Source organism: Actibacterium sp. MT2.3-13A (assembly GCF_018139985.1).
Taxonomy (GTDB): domain Bacteria; phylum Pseudomonadota; class Alphaproteobacteria; order Rhodobacterales; family Rhodobacteraceae; genus JAGSOU01.
In genome coordinates this window covers 17,140-36,197 of record NZ_JAGSOU010000007.1, presented here as the reverse complement: position 1 = coordinate 36,197, position 19,058 = coordinate 17,140, and the positions used below count along the sequence as shown (strand labels likewise).

15 protein-coding genes are annotated in these 19,058 nt (G+C 68.5%); 4 read left to right on the top strand and 11 right to left on the bottom strand.

Features of this window, described 5'->3' with window-relative positions:
* Window positions 1-5 precede the first annotated feature (5 nt).
* From KCI33_RS08085 to hmgA, 9 genes are all read right to left on the bottom strand, one after another.
* The gene (locus KCI33_RS08085; protein ID WP_212524272.1) at window positions 6-2,123 is read right to left on the bottom strand and encodes a polysaccharide biosynthesis tyrosine autokinase; all 2,118 of its coding nucleotides are present in this window, start codon (window positions 2,121-2,123) and stop codon (window positions 6-8) included.
* A gap of 310 nt (window positions 2,124-2,433) precedes the next feature.
* Complete coding sequence (locus KCI33_RS08080) at window positions 2,434-3,846, bottom strand: hypothetical protein (protein WP_212524271.1); 1,413 nt, start codon at window positions 3,844-3,846, stop codon at window positions 2,434-2,436.
* 107 nt (window positions 3,847-3,953) lie between these two features.
* On the bottom strand, window positions 3,954-4,148 hold the full coding sequence (locus KCI33_RS08075) for a DUF2783 domain-containing protein (RefSeq protein ID WP_212524270.1): 195 nt from the start codon (window positions 4,146-4,148) through the stop codon (window positions 3,954-3,956).
* An 11-nt stretch (window positions 4,149-4,159) separates the two neighbouring features.
* Complete coding sequence (locus KCI33_RS08070) at window positions 4,160-5,764, bottom strand: FAD-dependent oxidoreductase (protein ID WP_212524269.1); 1,605 nt, start codon at window positions 5,762-5,764, stop codon at window positions 4,160-4,162.
* Window positions 5,765-5,856: 92 nt separating this feature from the next.
* Complete coding sequence (locus tag KCI33_RS08065) at window positions 5,857-6,807, bottom strand: MBL fold metallo-hydrolase (RefSeq protein ID WP_212524268.1); 951 nt, start codon at window positions 6,805-6,807, stop codon at window positions 5,857-5,859.
* 81 nt (window positions 6,808-6,888) lie between these two features.
* Window positions 6,889-8,151, bottom strand: coding sequence for a fumarylacetoacetase (gene fahA, locus KCI33_RS08060; protein ID WP_212524267.1), 1,263 nt, complete (start codon window positions 8,149-8,151; stop codon window positions 6,889-6,891).
* 10 nt (window positions 8,152-8,161) lie between these two features.
* Window positions 8,162-8,806 (bottom strand): maleylacetoacetate isomerase, encoded by a 645-nt coding sequence (maiA, locus tag KCI33_RS08055; protein ID WP_212524266.1) that lies wholly within the window; start codon window positions 8,804-8,806, stop codon window positions 8,162-8,164.
* Between the two features lie 10 nt (window positions 8,807-8,816).
* A complete protein-coding gene (locus KCI33_RS08050) occupies window positions 8,817-9,668 on the bottom strand; it encodes an MBL fold metallo-hydrolase (RefSeq protein WP_212524265.1) in 852 nt (283 codons plus the stop codon).
* Window positions 9,668-11,026 (bottom strand): homogentisate 1,2-dioxygenase, encoded by a 1,359-nt coding sequence (gene hmgA, locus KCI33_RS08045; RefSeq protein ID WP_212524264.1) that lies wholly within the window; start codon window positions 11,024-11,026, stop codon window positions 9,668-9,670. Before hmgA ends, KCI33_RS08050 begins: the two co-directional genes overlap by 1 nt.
* Before the next feature lie 123 nt (window positions 11,027-11,149).
* Here hmgA and KCI33_RS08040 point away from each other — a divergent pair, with 123 nt between their 5' ends.
* Both KCI33_RS08040 and KCI33_RS08035 read left to right on the top strand, forming a co-directional pair.
* Window positions 11,150-11,629, top strand: coding sequence for a MarR family transcriptional regulator (locus KCI33_RS08040; protein WP_212524263.1), 480 nt, complete (start codon window positions 11,150-11,152; stop codon window positions 11,627-11,629).
* Between the two features lie 157 nt (window positions 11,630-11,786).
* Window positions 11,787-13,541 (top strand): alpha/beta fold hydrolase, encoded by a 1,755-nt coding sequence (locus KCI33_RS08035; RefSeq protein WP_212524262.1) that lies wholly within the window; start codon window positions 11,787-11,789, stop codon window positions 13,539-13,541.
* A 222-nt stretch (window positions 13,542-13,763) separates the two neighbouring features.
* On the opposite strand, the gene glpK is transcribed toward KCI33_RS08035, so the two are convergent.
* Complete coding sequence (gene glpK / locus KCI33_RS08030; RefSeq protein WP_212524261.1) at window positions 13,764-15,248, bottom strand: glycerol kinase GlpK; 1,485 nt, start codon at window positions 15,246-15,248, stop codon at window positions 13,764-13,766.
* A gap of 8 nt (window positions 15,249-15,256) precedes the next feature.
* A complete protein-coding gene (gene glpD, locus KCI33_RS08025; RefSeq protein ID WP_212524260.1) occupies window positions 15,257-16,834 on the bottom strand; it encodes a glycerol-3-phosphate dehydrogenase in 1,578 nt (525 codons plus the stop codon).
* Between the two features lie 147 nt (window positions 16,835-16,981).
* Here glpD and KCI33_RS08020 point away from each other — a divergent pair, with 147 nt between their 5' ends.
* Both KCI33_RS08020 and KCI33_RS08015 read left to right on the top strand, forming a co-directional pair.
* Window positions 16,982-17,758: an HAD-IIB family hydrolase gene (locus KCI33_RS08020; protein ID WP_212524259.1), complete on the top strand. Its 777-nt coding sequence runs from the start codon at window positions 16,982-16,984 to the stop codon at window positions 17,756-17,758.
* Window positions 17,759-17,777: 19 nt separating this feature from the next.
* Complete coding sequence (locus KCI33_RS08015; protein ID WP_212524258.1) at window positions 17,778-18,998, top strand: glycosyl transferase; 1,221 nt, start codon at window positions 17,778-17,780, stop codon at window positions 18,996-18,998.
* Window positions 18,999-19,058 lie beyond the last annotated feature (60 nt).

Below are 19,058 nucleotides of genomic sequence, written 5' to 3'. Positions count from 1 at the left end.
CTGGCTCAGGCATAGGAATAGTCGCTGGCGTAGGTGTCGGGGCTCTTGCTGCTGTCCACCATGGTCATCACCGTGCCATCCAGCACCACCCCCATCTCGGCAAAGGCGGCCAGCCCCTTCTGGACCGCGTGGCGCGGGGTATCGTTCCAGCGCACCAGGTAGACGCGGCTGTCCACCGCCTGCGCCAGCACCAGCGCGTCCGACACAGCCAGCAGCGCCGGGGCATCGACGATGACGACGTCGTAGACCCGCTTCAGCTCGTTGATCAGCGGCTTAAGCCAATTCGCCGACAGCTGGTCGGCGGTGCCGGGATGCGACCCTGAGGCGGCCAGCACGTCGAACCCCAGGTCGGGGTCGGAATGGATCGCCTCGTCGATGTCGCAGCGGTTCTCGATGAAATCGACGAAATCATGCGCCATCCGCCACTTGAAGGCCGCCTGCAGCGACGATCGGCGCAGGTCGCAATCGACCACGATCACCGATTTGCCGGCCAGCGCCGACATATGCGCCAGCGCCAGCGCCGTCGTCGTCTTGCCCTCGCCCGGCACCGAGGAGGCCAGCATGATCGAACGCGAGACATCGCGCCCGTCGCGCATCAGCAGCGCGGTTCGCAGGTGCCGGATGCGTTCGCCGTAGATGCCGTAGGGCTCGGCGCGCAACGCCTCGAAGGCGGCGCGCGGGGTCTTCCACCGGCCATCGGGGATCGCGTCCAGCACCGGCAGGCCGGTCTCCGCCTCCAGCTCGCGCACGGAGCGGAAGGCGACGCCGGTCAGTTCCAGAAAGAACACCAGCCCCACCGCCAGCGCCGCGCCGGTCATCCCGCCCAGCGCCACCATCAGCTTGGGCCGCGGCGCCGAGGGGGCACCGGGCACCGTGGCGCGTTCGATCAGCACCGCATCGGGTTCCTGAAGCTGTTCCTGGGTGCGGGTCTCGTTCAGGCGCTCCAGCAGGCCCTCATAGGTCTGGCGCTTGGCCGAGGACTCGCGCTCCAGCTGGCGCAGCCCGATCGTGGCGCGCGAGATCGCCAGGAGGCGCTCCTCGACCTCCGACAGGCTTTTCTGCATGGCCTCTTCGCGGGACATGGCCACCTCCAGCTCGCTTTTCTGGATCTCGACCATCTTGGCGACCTCGCGGGTCAGGTCCGCCTCGATCCCGGCGATCTCGGCCGCCAGCCGCACGCGCTCGGGGTGACTGGCATCGTAGCGCTCGGCCCAGACGGCATCCTTGCGAGTCGCGGCCAGCAGTTCCTCGTGCAGCACCTCGATCATCGGCGAGGTGACGATATTGGCCACCGCGCCCATGCCCTGCTGCTCGATCACGCGGGCGATCTGGGTGTAGCGCGCCTCGACCGCGATCCGGTCCGAGCGCGCCACGATCAGCTGGTTGTTCAACTCCTCGAGCTGCCCCGCGGCCGCGCCCAGGCTGCCGCCTTCGAGGATCAGGATCTCGGCCCGATACTGCTCCACCGCGGCCTCCGCCTCCTCGACCTGGGCGCGCAGCTCGGCCACGCGATCCTCCAGCGACGTGCTGGCGCGCTGCGCGGTCTCGCGCCGGCCGGTCAGCTGCGCGGCGATATACTGGTCGGCAATGGTATTGGCCAGCAGGGTGGAAAGCACCGGATCCTCGGTCTCGATCAAGATCGAGATGACAAAGGATTCGCCCTCGCGGCGCACGGTCTGACCGTCGCGGATGGCGCGGACCAGCCGCTCCATCCGGGCGGCCTCCGCGACTTCGGGCGACGGCGGCGGCACGGGTTCGGGGCCGATCAGCCCGATGACCGCCGCCTTCGCGCGATCCGCCAGCGATAGCGGCCGGTTGGCGGGGTCCATCATGGCGAGCCGGTCCATGCCGATCTCGCGGATCACCTTTTCGATCAGCACGTTCGAGCGCAGCACCGCCGCCTCGCCGTTGACCACCTGCTCGCTGAGATCGAGGTCCGACACGACCTCCGCGTCGGTGATGACCTGGCTGCGGCGCGCGTCCAGCATCACCTTCGAGACCGAGGTGTAGCGCGGCGTGATCTGGCTGACGGCGATTCCCGCCAGCACGGCGCAAAGAACCGTGATGCCCGCGATCAGCCATTTGCGGCGCGCCACCATGCGAAACAGTTCACGCACGTCCACCTGATCCCCCTCCTCGGTTTCGGGAAGCGGCCTGCGCAACGGGAAGGGGCCCGGTCCGAACGGAGTTACCCTGCTGTTCATCCTCGTACTCCACATGCGAGCCCCACCCACCCTGCGGGTCTCACAGTTCTCCTCGCGTCCGTGGCCGGGGAACACGCCGGTCGAGCCATGCAACCGGTTCAGACAAGAAATAGCGACAAAATAATGGCATTAGAACCTTCAAGCGCAAGGAAAACCGGGAAAACCCTCGGCGCTGTCGCCACCTGCATCACAATGACAGACATTCGCTCGGATTGCACTTCATCAACGATCAATGGAAGCGCCGGGCGACCTCAGCCCCGTGCCGCGCGCGCAGCAAGCCACCGCGCGCCAGCCCCGCCGCGAGCCCCGCCAGCATGAAGAAGAAGATCCCCAGATCGGGTGTCGGCAGAATCAACATCGCCACGCAGAACAGCGCCAGACAGGCCGCCTTCAGCGCCCGGATCACCACCGCGCGCTCCTGATCGCCGCCCTGTTCGCGCAACGTCGCCGTTGCGCCCAGAAATCCCAGAAACAGCCCCGTGCCGATCAGCCCGATGCTGCCGAGGCAGGCCAGCAGCCAGTTCGACGCCCGGATCGAGCCCAGCCCCGCCCCCATCATCCAGGTCTCGAGGAAATTGCTGAAGGCCTGCGCGTTCCAGCTCATCCGCTCGACCCCCGAAGAGCCCTCCAGTTTCTGGAACAGCGCCCGGTCCAGGTAGGCCGCGACGGGATCGACCAGCTGATAGGCCGCGAACAGGCCGATGGCCCCCAGCCAGGCCAGCACCGCCGCCACGGCCCAGACCGCCGCGGTGCGCCGGTGCACGCGGTGGCGCAGCCGGCGCAGATAGGCCAGACCCGCGAAGCTGACGCAGAACAGTGCCGCCGCCACATAGGCCGAGGAGGAGGTGCCGCGCAAAAGCACCACGACCGTGGCCAGCAGCATCCAGAACCCAAGCCGCGATCGCCCCCCGGCGACCCAGTATTGCAGCCAGAACCCGAATAGCGCCAAGGTGAGATAGCCATAGGACGACGCCTCGGGAAAGCCTCCGACCATGCGCTTCAGCCCGCCCATCATGCTTTCGGTCAGCATCGCGTAATTGGCGGTGCGGATCGGCTCCAGCAGCTCCGGCAGGCCGACGGCGTGGCTGATCACGTCCAGCCAGCCCAGCGCGACATGCACGCATGTGACGACGATCATCGCGCGCCGCACCCGGCCGGCATCGGGGCGGCGGCGGAACGCCGTGGCCAGGGCAAGGAAGGCCAGAACGCCCAGCCCGATACGGAACAGCTGTGTCAGATTGCCGACATTCGGGCGCAGCGGCACCGAGATGATGGCAGTCCGCCCCTCGCTCCGCGCGATCGAGAACACCTCGGTCTGCCCCTGGAACACGCGGGGCAGGAAAAGCGCCGCCATGATGCAGAACAGCCCCAGCAGCAGCAGCCAGAACCCCGGCTGACCCATCCGCATCGTGCCGACGACCTGGCGCATCCCGTCGCGGCTGAGAATGACCAGACCGAACAGCGTCACCGCCATCAGGTCGAGCGCCAGGATCGACGCCCCGCCCAGCGCCGGCAGATTGAACGCGGCCGCCGCGCCGAACGGCGCCATGGCCATCGCCAGCCACAGCCCGCGATGCGGACCCATGACCATCAACGCCGCGATCGCGGCCAGCGACAGGAATGTGCTCGCGACGATCTCCATGGCGCGGCGGCGGCTCCTTTTGGGCGGTTCCGGGCCACCTTAGCGCCCCGCGCGCAAAAGCCCAGCCGCTTTGCCCCGCGATGTGCGAGGCGCGCCGGCAGGCGCGGTCAGCCGCGCGGGCGGGCCAGCGCCAGCGCCTCCTCCAGCACCTCCATATCGCCGACATGGTTGCTGAGGATCAGCACCAGACGCGCGTTCAACGCGTCGCTTTCGGCCTTGCTCAGTCCCTCGTGCGCCGCCAGCAGCGCGGCGTAGAAATCGTCGGGGCGGGCGATGTTGGGGGCGGTGTTGAGCGTGCTCATGGCGTTCCTCCTCAGGCCCGGCCGGTGGCCGTGTTCAGCGCGGCGCGCACCGCCGCCTCGTCATAGCGTTCCCAGCGCGCCGCGACATGCTGGTCGGGGCGGATCAGGTAGACCGCCGAGAGCGCGTCGCCCAGATAGCGGTCGGCCAGTTCCGGCGTGTCGCCGGCAGACAGCGCGAGGCGCGTCGCGGCGATGCCGCCCTCCTCCAGCACCTCGGGCGCGTCCGCGTCGATGGTCAGCAGGCGGAAGCCGCCGCCCAGCTGCGACAGCAGCCAGCCGCCCTGAACCGGCGCGTCGATCGCCGGAGAGCCGGGCCGCGTGCGCGCGGGCATCGCGTTGCAATCGGGCCCGTTAAGCGGCGAGCCGTCATAGGTGCAAGGCACGCTCAGCCGCCCCGAATTGACCAGCGGCCGGGCGAAAGCCACCTGTTCCGACAGGTCCAGCACCGCGTCGCGGAAGATGCGGCTGATCTCGGACTTGGGCGTGATGAAATCGGTGGAGCGTGATGAATTCAGGATGTTCTCGTCGGCGCCGTGGATGCGCTCGGCATCGTAGCTGTCGAGCAGCGTTTCCGGCGCCTGCCCCTCGATCACCAGCTTCAGCTTCCAGCACAGGTTGTCGGTGTCCTGAAGCCCCGAGTTCGCGCCGCGCGCGCCGAAGGGGCTGACCTGATGCGCCGCATCGCCGGCGAAGATCACCCGCCCGTGGCGGAATTTCTCCATCCGACGGCACTGGAAGGTGTAGATGGAGACCCATTCGAGGTCGAACTTCACCTCGTCGCCCAGCATCGCCTTGAGGCGGGGAATGACGTTCTCGGGCTTCTTTTCCTCGTCCTTGTCGATGTCCCAGCCCAGTTGCAGGTCGATCCGCCACACCCCGTCGGGCTGCTTGTGCAGCAGCGCCGACTGGCCGCGGTTGAAGGGCGGGTCGAACCAGAACCAGCGCTCGGTGGGGAAGTCGGCCTCCATGATCACGTCCGCGATCAGGAAGTTGTCCTCGAACACCCGGCCCACGAAATCGAGCCCCATCATCTGCCGGATGGGCGAGCCCGCCCCGTCGCAGGCGATCAGCCAGTCGGCCTCAAGCGCATATTCGCCCTCGGGCGTGTCCACGCTCAGGGCGACGTGGTCGCCCTTGTCCTCGGCACTGAGCACCTTGTTGCCGCCGCGCAGCTCGATCGGCGCGCCCACGGCCTGCAACTCGCGGACGCGGTTCACGAGGTATTCCTCGAAATAATATTGCTGCAGGTTGATGAAGGCCGGGCGGCGGTGGCCGTCCTCGGGCAGGAGGTTGAACTCATAGACCTGACGGTCGTCGAAGAACACCTTGCCCACGTTCCACTGAACGCCCTTCTGCACCATCGGCTCGCCGCAGCCAAGCCGGTCAAGGATCTCCAGCGGGCGCTTGGCGAAGCAGATTGCGCGGGAGCCGAAGCTGACCTTGTCGTTGTCGTCGAGCACCACCACCTCGACCCCCTGCTGCGCGAGGTCGATGGCGGCGGCCAGCCCCACCGGGCCCGCGCCGACCACGACCACCTTGCGCCGCACCGGCGCCGCGGCGTCCTGATCGGGCGAGCGGGTGTAGGGGTAAAGCGGGATCTCGAAGATCTTGTTCATGTCAGTTCCTCGCACATGGTCTTAGTGGGCCGATCCGGGGCTCCGCCCGTTCGGCCCTGAAACGCTCCACCGGAGCGTTTCCTGGACGGGCCTCACCCCTGCAGTTGTTCCCACATCTCGAGATCGCGCTGCGCGGTCCAGATCCGGGGGGTATCGATGCCGCGGGCCTCGTCATAGGCGCGCGCGACGTTGAAAGGCAGGCAATGCTCGTAGATCGCGTAATCGGCGAACTTGGGGTCGCATTCGGCGCGCACGGCGTCCCAGGCTTCCTTCAGGCCGCCGCCGCGGGCGGCGACGCGGGCGGCCGGGCGATAGGTGCTTTCCACAAAATCGCGGGTGTTCTCGATGGCCTCGTTCACCATCTCCTGACCCACCAGCGCGTCGCCGCGGCCCGGTGCGATGGCGTCGACCTCGAACCACTTGATCGCATCGAGCGTGTCGCCCCAGTCGTTGAAATGCCCGTCGCCGCAATAGCAGGCCGAGTGGTATTCGACGATGTCGCCGGTGAACATAACGTTCTGGTCGGGCACATGGATCACGATGTCGCCCGCCGTATGCGCCCGGCCCAGGTGCATCAGGTCAACCCGGCGGCTGCCGAGATAGACGGTCATGTTGTCCGAGAAGGTGGTGGTCGGCCAGGTCAGGCCGGGGATGCTCTCATGCCCTTCGAAAAGGCGCGGGAAGCGCTGGAATTCGCTGTCCCAGTCCTCCTGACCGCGCTCGACCACCATGGCGCGGGCGGCATCGCCCATGATGATCTGCTGCGCGCCGAAGGCGGATGCGCCCAGCACGCGCACGGCGTGGTAATGGGTCAGGGCCAGATGGGTGATCGGCTTGTCGGTGACGGAGCGGACGCATTCGATCACCTTGTTCGCCAGGCGGGGCGTGGCCTGCGCCTCGACGATCATCACCGAGTCGTCGCCGATGATCACGCCCGAGTTCGGGTCGCCCTCGGCGGTGAAGGCGTAGATGCCCTCGCCCACCTCGGTGAAGCTGATTTTCTTTTCGGTCATGTCGCCTTGCGACGCGAATGCTTTTGCCATGGTCTTTATCCTTTGAGCGCTGCGCCGGCGGCGGGGTCGGCCGCCTCTGGCGGGAGTATTTGGGCCAAGAAGAAGGGGGGGTTACCGCTTGTAGGGGTCGTCGAGGGCGGGCAGGACCTTGCCCACGCAATCGCCGAAGCCGATGGTGTATCCGTCGCCGCGGGCCGCGCCCTTCAGCGTGAGGGTGTCGTCGTCCTCGATGAAGCTGCGGGTGCCTCCGCCGGTCAGCTCGACCGGCTCCTTGCCGCCCCAGCTGAGCTCCAGCAGCGAGCCGCGGCTTCCCTTTGTGGGGCCGGAGATGGTGCCCGAGCCCAGGAGGTCGCCCACGTTCATCGGGCAGCCGCTGGTGGTGTGATGCGCCAGCTGCTGCGCGGCGGAGTAATACATCTCCTTGTAGTTGGTGCGGGTGATTGTGGTTTCCTCGCCCCCCTCGGGGCGCAGGGTCACCTCCAGCTCGATGTCGTAGAGCATCGGGCCCGGCTCATCCAGGTAGGGCAGCAGTTCCTTCTCGCGCGCGGGCGTGGCGGTGCGGAAGGGCTCCAGCGCAGCCTTGGTCACGATCCAGGGCGAGATCGTGGTCGCCGTCGCCTTGGACTGGAAGGGGCCCAGCGGCTGGTATTCCCAGGCCTGGATATCGCGCGCCGACCAGTCGTTGAGCAGCACATAGCCGAAGATCGCCGCATCGGCCTCGGCCACGGTGATCGGGCCGCGGCTGGGCTGGCCGACGATGGCGCCCATTTCAAGCTCGATGTCGAAGCGCTTGCAGGGCGCGAAGCGCGGTGCGCCCTCGTCGGGGGCCTTGATCTGCCCCCAGGGGCGGTGGAACGCGGTGCCCGAGACCACCACCGAGGAGGCGCGGCCGTTGTAGCCGATGGGGATATGCAGCCAGTTCGGCGGCAGCGCGTTCTCGGGGCCGCGGAACATGGTGCCGACATTGAAGGCGTGGTTCCGGCCGGCGTAGAAGTCGGTGTATTCGCTGACCACGAAGGGCATGTGCATCTCGGCCGCCGCCGCCGGCACCAGCGCCTTTTCGGCCGCGGCACGGGCTGCGGGCGCGGCGTCCGCGCCCAGCATGGCGATCAGGGTATCGCGGAACTCGGCCCAGGCCTCAGGGCCGAGTTCCATGAAATCGTTCCAGAAGGGCACGTCGAAGACCGGACTTTCGCCGGGAGCGATGACGCCGTCCTCTTCCAGCAGGGTAACGTCGAGGATCATCTCCCCGATCGCCACGCCGCAGCGCGGCTCGGAGCCTTCGGCGGAGAACACGCCATAGGGCAGGTTGTTCAGCGGAAAGGGGCAGTCGGGCGCGTTGGCGCTCTCGACCCAGGATTTCATCAGGGGCATGTCAGTCCTCTCAGGCTTGGGCCGCGTCGGGCTGTTTCTCGGGCGCGGCCTCGGCGAAGGCCGGCAGGGCCGCGCATCGGGTCTCGATCTCGCAGAGGCGGGCATAGGGCGCAAGGTCCAGCCCCCAGCGATGGGCGTTATACATCTGGGCGACAAGGCAGATATCGGCCAGGCCGGGCGCCTCGCCGAAGGCAAAGGGCGTGTCGGGGCGAACCATCGCCTGCAGCGCGTCGAAGCCCCGGGCCATCCAGTGCCGCATCCATGCGGCCTTGTCCTCGGGCGTGGCGTCGTAGGTTTCGCCCAGGTGCTGCACCACGCGCAGGTTGTTCACCGGATGGATGTCCATCGCCACCAGATGCGCGGCGGCCAGCACCTGCGCGCGGGCGACCGGATCGGCGGGCAGCAACGCCGGCGCGGGCCACAGCGCCTCCAGATAGTCGATGATGGCCAGCGACTGGGTCAGCGCGGTGCCGTCGTCGAGCACCAGCGTCGGCACCAGATGCGCGGGATTCAGCGCCAGGTAATCGGGGCTGTGCTGCTGCCCGCCGTCCTTGACCAGATCGACCGGCACCATCTCGGCCTCGATCCCCTTGAGGTTCAGCGCGATCCGCACGCGGTAGGCGGCGGTCGAGCGCCAGTAGGTATAGAGCTTCATCCGCGGTCCCTCAGAATTCGATGACCATGCCGTCCCGCCCGAGATGGAGCGGGCCGGACCAATGCGGCGCGACCTCGGCCCGCCAGTGGGCTTCGGTGAAATCCGGGTCGTCATTGGGGATCAGGTGGTTGAGCGCCAGCGCCCCCACGCCGGCGTGCATGGCGATCCGCCCGGCCTCGCCCGCGGGGGTGTGGCTGCGCAGCAGGTGGGCCTTGAGCCGGTCGTCGCCATTGCCCACCCGGGCGCAGAGCGCATCGACCCCTTCCAGCAGCATCGCCTCATGCACCAGCAGATCGGCGCCTTTCGCGAAATCGGCCATCGCGGCCATCGGCGCGGTGTCGCCGGAGAAGACGACGGCCTTGCCCTCGCCCTCGAAGCGCAGGGCGAAGCTGTCCTCGATCGGCGGATGCACATTGCGCATGGCGCGCAGGCGCAGCCCGTCCCCGTCCAGCACCTCGCCTTCGCGCAGTTCCTGCAGCGCCACCATCCGGCGGATATCGGGCCGGCCCTCGTCGGCGATACGCAACTCGATGTCGAAGGACATCGCCGCCCAGAACGCCTCGAAATAGGCGGCCAGCCCGGCCGGGCCGATCACTCGCACCGGGCGCTTAAGCCCCGCCGTCCAGGCGGTGTGCACCAGCGGCCCGAGTTCGAGGTAATGGTCGGAATGCAGATGGGTGATGACGATCAGGTCGAGCGCGTGCAGCCCGCCCCCCTGCCCGATCACGCCGCGCGACGCGCCCAGCCCGGCATCGACCAGCACGGTCCTGCCTGCCAGCCGCAGCAGGTGCGACGTGGGCATGGACGAGCCCGGCCGGATGGCCGGGCCGCCCTTGACGCCGAGAAGCGCGACCGAAGGCATTACGACCAGTCGCCTTCGGGCGTGCCGTTGAAGCGCTTCTTCAGCCCCTTCCAGCAGTCCATGTAGGTGTCCTGCAGCGGCGCCTCTTTCGCGGCGAAGACGGTCAGGTGCTGCGGGAATCGGGTCTCGAACATGAAGGACATGGTGTTGGCGAGGAAGTTCGGCACCATCGGCTCGTTCGAGGCGCCCTCGAAGGCGTCCACGTCGGGCCCGTGCGGCAGCATCATGTTGTGCAGCGACAGGCCGCCGGGGACGAAGCCCTCGGGCTTGGCGTCGTAGATGCCGTAGATGTTGCCCATCATCTCGGACATGATGTTCTTGTGATACCATGGCGGGCGGAAGGTGTTCTCGGCCACCATCCAGCGCTCGCGGAACAGCACGAAGTCGATATTCGCGGTGCCCGGCACGCCGGAGGGCGCGGTCAGCACGGTGAAGATCGACGGGTCGGGATGGTCGAACAGGATCGCGCCCACCGGGCTGAAGCTGCGCAGGTCGTATTTGCAGGGCGCGTAGTTGCCGTGCCAGGCCACGATGTCCAGCGGCGAGTGGTCGATGAAGGTCTCGTGGAACTGGCCGCACCATTTCATCACCACGCGGCTGTCGGCGTCGCGGTCCTCGTAGGCGGCGACCGGCGTCTTGAAGTCGCGCGGGTTGGCCAGGCAGTTGGCGCCGATCGGCCCGCGCGAGGGCAGGTCGAATTTCTGGCCGTAATTCTCGCAGACGAAGCCGCGGGCGGGGCCTTCCAGCACCTCGACGCGGTAGACCATGCCGCGCGGCAGGATGGCGATCTCCTTCGGCTCCAGGTCGATGACGCCGAGTTCGGTGGCGAAGCGCAGCCGCCCTTCCTGCGGGACGACCAGCAATTCGCTGTCGGCCGAGTAGAAATACTCGTCCTCCATCGAGGTGTTGACCAGGTAGATATGCGCGGCCATGCCGACCTGGGTGTTCACGTCGCCGGCGGTGGTCATGGTGCGCATGCCGGTGACCCAGGTGAGCCGCTCCTCGGTATGCGGCACCGGGTCCCAGCGATACTGCCCGAGGCTGATCACGTCGGGGTCGATATCGGGGGCCGATTTCCAGTAGGGCACGTCGATCTTGGTGAAACGGCCCGTATGCTTGACCGAGGGGCGGATGCGGTAGCACCAGGTCCGCTCGTTCTGGCCCCGCGGCGCGGTAAAGGCGGTGCCCGAAAGCTGCTCGGCATAAAGGCCGTAGGCGCATTTCTGCGGGCTGTTCATGCCCTGCGGCAGCGCGCCGGGCAGCGCCTCGGTCTCGAAGTCGTTGCCGAAGCCGGGCATGTAGCCCGCCGCCAGCTTGACGTCCTTCATGGTGGTGTTGGCCTGGATATGTCCGTCCATCGCGCGCCTCCCTCGGATTCGACAGCAAATTGTGGGCGTGATAATAGTTTCAAATGCAACAATCAAGAGACAGTTGCATTTGAAACAGTTGCCATTCGCCCCGCCGCCAACTAGGACGCAGACATGCAAAGCCGCGATTTCGACCTCGAAACCTTCCTACCCTTCGTGCTGAACCAGGCGGCGGAGACGACCAGCCACGCCTTCGCCGAAATCTACCAGAAACGCTACGGCATGACACGCGGGCAATGGCGGGTAATGGCCAATCTTGGCCGGTTCGGCGCCATGACCGCGACCGAAATCTGCCGCCGCGGCCAGCTGGAAAAGACCAAGGTCTCGCGCGCCGTGCACGCGCTGGAGCAAAAGGGCTGGCTCAGCCGCAAGAGCCTGGAGAGCGACCGGCGCAGCGAATGCCTGTCGCTGACCGAGGCGGGCCGCGCGGTGTTCGACGATCTGGGCCTGGCCGGACTGGATTACGACCGCGCGTTGCGCGACCGGCTGGGCGATGCGGCCGTGGACGAGGCCATCGCGCTGCTGCGCCGCCTGTGCCCCGACAACCAGGGCGACGGCCCCGCGTCGAACCCCTGCCAGGACGCCGGATCCTGACCGCGCCGCGGCAGGGCCGCCTGCGCCCGCCCATGCGCCGCGATAACGTCACAGAACTGTTTCGCCACGCTTGATCTGCATCAACGGAAGGGCTGCGGTACCCGGCTATTTTGCAGTCGCAGAAACCACCGCCTTGCGACAGCCGGGAGAGGACCCCATGACGCAGTCTCCGCAGACCGGGCCTATCGGCCACGGCGCCTTCCGCGCGATGGACCGGATGCGCGACGCCATGATGTCGAAAGCGACCGGCGGGCTGTCGCCCATCGCGCTGACACTGGCCTATGCCGATTGGGCGATGCACCTGGCGACCTCGCCCGGCCGCTCGCTGGAGCTGGCGCAGACCGCCGCGCAGCGCGGTGGCGAACTGACCCTGAGCCTGTTCAATGCCCGGTTCACCGACAAGGACACGCCGCCGGCGGTCACCCCCGCCCCCCACGACCGCCGCTTCCGCGGCGAAGGCTGGGACGAGCAGCCCTTCCGCAGCTACGCCCAGACTTTCCTGCTGTTCGAGGAACTGATGCAGGAGGCCACCTGCGGCGTGCCCGGCGTCTCGCCGCATCACCGGGACGTGGTGTCCTTCGCCACGCGGCAGGCTCTCGATGTCTTTTCGCCCTCCAACCTGCCCTTCGCCAACCCCGAGGTCCTCCGCAAGACGGCCGAGACCGGCGGGCGGAATTTCATCAGCGGCCTGATGAACTGGTGGGACGACGCCAGCCGCGCCGCGACCGGCCGCCCGCCGGCCGGCGCCGAGGCGTATGTGGTCGGCCGCGACGTCGCCGCCACGCCCGGCCGCGTCGTCTATCGCAACCACCTGATGGAGCTGATCCAATACGCCCCCGCCACCGAAACGGTGAAGGAAGAGCCGATCCTGATCGTGCCGGCCTGGATCATGAAATACTACATCCTCGACCTGGAACCGCAGAACTCTATGGTGCGCTATCTGGTTGGGAAGGGTCACACCGTCTTCGCCATTTCCTGGCGCAACCCCACCGCCGAGGACCGCCATCTGGAACTCGACGACTACCGCCGGCTCGGCGTGATGAAGGCCCTCGACGCGATCGGGCGCATCCTGCCCGGCCGCGGGATCCACGCCACCGGCTATTGCCTGGGCGGCACGCTGCTGTCGATCGCCGCCGCCGCGATGGCGCGCCAGCAGGACCACCGGCTGGCCTCGGTCACGTTGCTGGCCGCGCAGACCGATTTCACCGAGCCGGGGGAGCTGGCGCTGTTCATCGATCACAGCCAGATGGATTTCCTCGACAGCGTGATGTGGAGCCACGGCTACCTTTCGGACGGGCAGATGGCGGGGGCCTTCCAGATGCTGCGCTCGAACGATCTGGTATGGTCGCGGCTGGTGCACGACTACCTGATGGGTGAGCGCGCGCCGATGAACGCGCTGATGGCGTGGAACGCGGACAGCACGCGCATGCCCTACCGGATGCATTCGCAATACCTGCGGCAGCTCTACCTGAACAACGATCTCGCCGCCGCACGGCTGATGGTCGACAATCACCCCGTCGCGTTGCAGAACATCCGCGTACCGCTGTTCGTGGTGGGCACTGAAAGCGACCATGTCGCGCCCTGGACCTCGGTGTTCAAGATCCACCAGCTGGTGGATACCAACGTGACCTTCGCGCTGACCAGCGGCGGGCACAATGCCGGCATCGTGTCCGAGCCGGGCCACCCGCACCGCCATTACCGCATCACCCACAAGCGCGCCGATTCCCCCTGCATCGGGCACGAGGAATGGCTGCGCCACACCGAGCCGGTGGAAGGGTCGTGGTGGGAGGCGTGGAACGACTGGCTCGACACCCTCTCGGGCGACGAGGTGGCGCCGCCGCCGATGGGCGCGCCCGACAAGGGCTATCCGCCGCTGGAGGAGGCGCCGGGCACCTATGTGCACCAACGCTAGACGCGCCTGAGGGGCTGCCCCGCCGATCCGGGCGGGGCCATTGTCCGTGGCAAGCGTCAGAAACCGGGGCGACCCCGTTGCGAACCTTGGCCGGTGCCTCCGCACCGAGGGCCGCGGCCGCCCCGGCGACGGGCGGGACAGATGGTCAATGCCCAGGTCAGACAAGGGGCCGTTTCGCGCGCTGCGCTGCTCTTCGGCCCCGCCCGGCGATCCGCCCCTCGCTCAGACCTGCAGCGTCGCCCGCACCGCGCGCTGCCAGCCGCCATAGCGGGCCGCGCGGGTGGCCGCGTCCATCCGCGGAGCGAAGCGCCGCTCCAGCGCCCAGCTCTCGGCAAAGCGGGCAGCGTCTGGATAGAGCCCCGCCTGCATCCCCGCCAGCCAGGCCGCGCCCAGCGCCGTGGTCTCGTGCAGCACGGGCCGGTCCACCGGCGCGCCCAGGATGTCGGCCAGGAACTGCATCGCCCAGTCCGAGGCCACCATGCCGCCATCGACGCGCAGCACCGTGTTCCCCGCGCCGCCCCAATCGGCGCGCATCGCTTCCCACAGGTCGCGGGTCTGGAAGCCCACGCTTTCCAGCGCCGCGCGGGCCAGTTCCCTCGGGCCGGTATTGCGCGTCAGGCCGTAGATCGCGCCGCGGCACTCGGCGTTCCAATAGGGGGCGCCCAGCCCGGTGAAGGCGGGCACCAGGATCACCTGCTGCGCCGGATCGGCCGCTTCGGCCATCCCCTGCGTCTCGCCCGCCGCCCCGATCAGCCCCAGCCCGTCGCGCAGCCATTGCACCACCGCGCCCGCAACGAAGATCGAACCCTCAAGCGCATAGGTGATCTCGCCTCCCAGCCGGTAGGCGATGGTGCCGAGCAGACGGTTCCGCGACCCCACCAGCGTGGACCCGGTATTGAGCAGCGCGAAACAGCCGGTGCCATAGGTCGATTTCATCATGCCGGGCCGGAAGCAGGCCTGCCCCATGGTCGCCGCCTGCTGGTCGCCCGCCACCCCCCGGATCGGCACCGCCGCGCCGAAATGCGCGGGGTCGGTCAGGCCGAAGTCATCGGCGCAGTCGCGCACCTCGGGCAGCATGGCCGCGGGGATGTCGAGAAGCGCGCAGATCTCCGGGTCCCAGCGCCCGTCGCGGATGTCGTAAAGCATCGTGCGCGCCGCGTTGGTGGCGTCGGTCACATGCGCCCGCCCCCCGCTCAGCCGCCAGATCAGGAAGCTGTCCACCGTGCCGAACAGCAGCGCGCCCGCCGCGGCCCTCTCGCGCGCGCCGGGCACGGTGTTCAGCAGCCAGGCCAACTTGCTGCCCGAGAAATAAGGATCGCACAGCAGCCCCGTCCTGCGCGTGATCTCGGCCTCGCTGCCCGCCGCGCGCAGATCGGCGCAGAGTCCGGCGGTGCGCCGGTCCTGCCAGACGATCGCGTTGTGGATCGGACGACCGGTCTCGCGGTCCCAGACCAGCGTGGTTTCGCGCTGGTTGGTGATGCCGATCCCGGCCAGATCGCCCGCCGCGACGCCGCCCCGCGCGAGCGCCGCGCGGCAGGTGGAAAGCGTGCTCCGCCACAGATCCTCCGGGTCGTGCTCGACCCAGCCCGAGGCGGGGTAGTGCTGCGGGAATTCCTGCTGCGCGGAGGCGACCGGACGCAGGGCCGCGTCGAACAGGATCGCGCGGGTCGACGTGGTGCCCTGGTCGATGGCCAGCACATGGGACATGGGCGAACTCAGCCGCGCGCGGGGACGTTCTCCGCCATCCACGCTGCCAGCGCGGCAACCTCCTCGGGCGTCATCCTAAGCCCCAGCCTGGAGCGGCGCCAGAGAACATCCTCGGCGTCCCGCGCGTATTCCCGCCCGATCATCCAGCGCAGTTCGCGCTCGCTCAGCGTGGCGCCGAAGTCGCGGCCGAGATCGGCGCGCGCCGTCGCGCCTTGCAGCATTTCGGCCGCCTCGGTCCCGTAGGCGCGCACCAGCCGCAGGGCCCATTTCGCGTCGAGAAAGGGATGCGCCGCGCGCAGATCGGCCACCAGCCCCCCCACCCCATCCACCGCGAAATCGCCGCCCGGCAGCGCTGCGCCCGCGGTCCATGCGCCGCCCGCGCCGGGGAAATGCGCGGCGAGCCGCGCCAGCGCCACCTCGGCCAGCCGGCGATAGGTGGTGATCTTGCCGCCGAAGACATGCAGTGCCGGCGCGCCGCCCGCCGCGTCCAGCGACAGAACGTAATCGCGCGTCGCCGCCGTCGCCGAACCGGCCCCGTCGTCATAGAGCGGCCGCACCCCGGAATAGCTCCAGACCACATCGCGGCGCGTCACCGGCCGCGCGAAATAATCCGAGGCGAAGGCGCAGAGATAGTCCTGCTCCGCCTCGGTGCAGACGGGGCGGGCCGGGTCGCCGTGATGGTCGTGATCGGTGGTGCCGATCAGGGTGAACTCCTGCTCATAGGGAATGGCGAAGATGATACGCCCGTCCCGACCCTGAAAGAAATACGCCCGGTCATGGTCGAACAGCCGCCGCGTCACGATATGGCTGCCGCGCACCAGGCGCAGGTTTTCGCGGCTGTCCAGATGCAGCGCGTCGCGGATCACCTCGCCCACCCAGGGCCCGGCGGCATTGACCAGCGCGCGGGCGTGATGGATCTCGACGCCGCCGCCGCGCGCCACCGAGATGCGCCACAGGCCATCCGCGCGCTTGGCCGAAATCACCTTTGCCCGGGTCAGGATGCGCGCGCCGCGCGCCGCGGCGTCGCGGGCGTTCAGCACCACAAGCCGGCTGTCATCGACCCAGCAGTCGGAATATTCGAACGCCTTGCGGTATTTCGGGTGCAGAACCGCCCCTGCCGGATCCCGCGTCAGGTCCAGCGTGCGGGTGCCGGGCAGGATGCCGCGCCCGCCGAGGTGGTCGTACAGGAACAGTCCGAGGCGGATCACCCAGGCCGGGCGGCGCCCCCTCGTCCACGGCATGAGCCCGCCCAGCAGCCGCGCCGCCGGCGTGCCACCCTCAAAGCGCAGGTCGGGGTGCAGGGGCAGCACGAAGCGCAGCGGCCGGCTGATATGCGGCATCGCGCGCAACAGCACCTCGCGCTCCTTCAGGGCGGCGCGCACCAGGGCGAACTCGAAATATTCCAGATAGCGCAACCCGCCGTGAAACAGCTTGGTCGAGGCCGAGGAGGTCGCCTGCGCCAGGTCCCCCCTCTCGGCCAGGGTCACGCTCAGCCCCCGCCCCGCGGCGTCGCGGGCGATGCCGCAGCCGTTGATGCCGCCACCGATCACGAACAGATCCACCGGATCGAGATGCCCCGCCGCCATGCCTGCCACCCTCCTGTTGCGACAACGGTCTAGAGAGTGCGTCCGGACAGGAACAGGAAAAGTTTTGTGACGCCGGGCCGCGAAACGGGTGCATTGCGCGCGCCTATGCGGCTAGGGTGACCGCAGACCCCGAGCGGAGGTTTGGCCATGCCCCATCCCGAGCTGATCGTGTTCACCGATCTCGACGGCACCTTGCTGGACCACGACAGCTACAGCCCCGCCGCCGCAGCGCCGGCGCTGGCGCGGCTGCGCGCGGCGGGCGTGCCGCTGGTGCTGGCCTCGTCGAAAACCGCCGCCGAGATCGCGCCGCTGCGCGACGCGCTGGGTTTTGCCGACGTGCCCGCCATCGTCGAGAACGGCGCGGGCCTGCTGGAACCGGGCGAGAGCGCCACGGCCGGCGGACGATACGAGGCGCTGCGCGCCGCGCTCGACACCCTTCCGGCCGATCTGCGCGCCGGTTTCGCGGGGTTCGGCGACTGGGGCCCCGACGGCATCGCCGAGCACACCGGCCTGTCGCCCGAAGAGGCCGCCCGCGCCGCGCGGCGGCAATTCTCGGAGCCGGGACTCTGGACGGGCGGCGCGGCCGAAAAGGCGCGCTTTCTCGACGCGCTCGCCGCCCGGGGCATCACCGCGCGCGAGGGCGGGCGTTTCCTGACCCTCAGCTTCGGGGGCACCAAGGCCGCCCGGATGGAGGAGATCCTGGCACGCTACGGCCATCCCTTCTCGGTCGCGCTGGGCGACGCCCCGAATGACGTGGAGATGCTGGAGCGCGCCGATCTCGGCATCGTCGTCGCCAATCCGCGCCGCGCCCCGCTGCCCCCGCTCGGCGGCGAGGAGGAGGGGCGCATCCGCCGGACCACCCTCGCCGGCCCCGCGGGTTGGAATGAGGCCATCTTGCAGGTTATGGTGGAACGGTCCCGATAGGGAACACGGAGGACGACGCGTGGCAGACTTTCACCAGAACGGCAACGTCGCGACGCTGCACAACCTGCGGACGACCCTGCCCGAGGCCCTGTCCCGCGAGCTGGAAACCTACGCCCAGACCCGCCGGATCAGCCTGATCCTGCCCTCGCTGTTCTCCGAACTCGAAGGCCAGGCGCTGCCGCATATCCTCGACGAGCTGAGCAAGGTCCCCTACCTGCACCGGATCGTCATCGGCCTCGACCGCGCCGACGAGGCGCAATACCGCCACGCGATCGAATTCTTCTCGCGCCTGCCGCAGGATCATGTGGTGATCTGGAACGACAGCCCGCGGATGAAGACCATCCACCAGCGGCTGGAGGCGCTGGGCCTCAACCCCGGCGAGCCCGGAAAGGGCCGCAACGTCTGGTTCTGCCTGGGCTACACGCTGGCGTGCAAGGACAGCGCGGTGGTGGCGCTGCACGATTGCGATATCGTGACCTACAGCCGCGACATGCTGACCCGGCTGGTCTATCCGGTGACCAATCCGAATTTCCCCTACCAGCTGGCCAAGGGCTATTACCCGCGCATCGGCAAGGGCAAGCTGAACGGCCGCGTCACCCGCCTGCTGGTCAGCCCGATCCTGATCGCGCTGAAAAAGGTGATCGGCGACCGCGACTACCTCGATTACCTGCGCGCCTTCCGCTACCCGCTGTCGGGCGAATTCGCGATGCGGACCGCGCCGCTGCCCGACCTGCGCATCCCCTCGGACTGGGGGCTGGAGATCGGGGTGCTGTCAGAGGCCTGGCGCAACCTCGCCCCGGGCTCGGTCTGCCAGGTGGATATCGCCGACAATTACGACCACAAGCACCAGCCGGTCTCCGAAGAGGACGCCTCGACCGGGCTGTCGCGGATGTCGGTGGACATCTGCAAGTCGATCTTCCGCAAGCTGGCCGCGGACGGGACGATCTTCAGCGACGAGATATTCCGCACGCTCAAGGCCACCTATTACCGCTGCGCGCTGGACCTGCTGGAGGGCTATTACGCCGATGCGCGCATGAACGGGCTGCATATCGACCGGCACAGGGAGGAGAAGATGATCGAGCTGTTCGCGGCCAACATCATGACCGCCGGGCAGACCTATCTGGAGAATCCCTCGGAAACGCCCTTCATCCCCACCTGGAACCGCGTCCACGCCGCCGACCCCGCGCTGATGATCGACATGCTGCGCGCGGTCGCGGACGATTACGACGATTACACCTGACGGGGCCCGGCGGGACCTGCCCGGCATCATCGCCGGGTGGGAGATGCCGGACGGCGTTGC

What these genes read in the sequence shown, in the direction of transcription:
- KCI33_RS08080 (WP_212524271.1), bottom strand. Translation starts at nt 3,846, where the DNA reads ATGGAGATCGTCGCGAGCACATTCCTGTCGCTGGCCGCGATCGCGGCG.
- KCI33_RS08075 (WP_212524270.1), bottom strand. Translation starts at nt 4,148, where the DNA reads ATGAGCACGCTCAACACCGCCCCCAACATCGCCCGCCCCGACGATTTC.
- KCI33_RS08070 (WP_212524269.1), bottom strand. Translation starts at nt 5,764, where the DNA reads ATGAACAAGATCTTCGAGATCCCGCTTTACCCCTACACCCGCTCGCCC.
- KCI33_RS08065 (WP_212524268.1), bottom strand. Translation starts at nt 6,807, where the DNA reads ATGGCAAAAGCATTCGCGTCGCAAGGCGACATGACCGAAAAGAAAATC.
- fahA (WP_212524267.1), bottom strand. Translation starts at nt 8,151, where the DNA reads ATGCCCCTGATGAAATCCTGGGTCGAGAGCGCCAACGCGCCCGACTGC.
- maiA (WP_212524266.1), bottom strand. Translation starts at nt 8,806, where the DNA reads ATGAAGCTCTATACCTACTGGCGCTCGACCGCCGCCTACCGCGTGCGG.
- KCI33_RS08050 (WP_212524265.1), bottom strand. Translation starts at nt 9,668, where the DNA reads ATGCCTTCGGTCGCGCTTCTCGGCGTCAAGGGCGGCCCGGCCATCCGG.
- hmgA (WP_212524264.1), bottom strand. Translation starts at nt 11,026, where the DNA reads ATGGACGGACATATCCAGGCCAACACCACCATGAAGGACGTCAAGCTG.
- KCI33_RS08040 (WP_212524263.1), top strand. Translation starts at nt 11,150, where the DNA reads ATGCAAAGCCGCGATTTCGACCTCGAAACCTTCCTACCCTTCGTGCTG.
- KCI33_RS08035 (WP_212524262.1), top strand. Translation starts at nt 11,787, where the DNA reads ATGACGCAGTCTCCGCAGACCGGGCCTATCGGCCACGGCGCCTTCCGC.
- glpK (WP_212524261.1), bottom strand. Translation starts at nt 15,248, where the DNA reads ATGTCCCATGTGCTGGCCATCGACCAGGGCACCACGTCGACCCGCGCG.
- glpD (WP_212524260.1), bottom strand. Translation starts at nt 16,834, where the DNA reads ATGGCGGCGGGGCATCTCGATCCGGTGGATCTGTTCGTGATCGGTGGC.
- KCI33_RS08020 (WP_212524259.1), top strand. Translation starts at nt 16,982, where the DNA reads ATGCCCCATCCCGAGCTGATCGTGTTCACCGATCTCGACGGCACCTTG.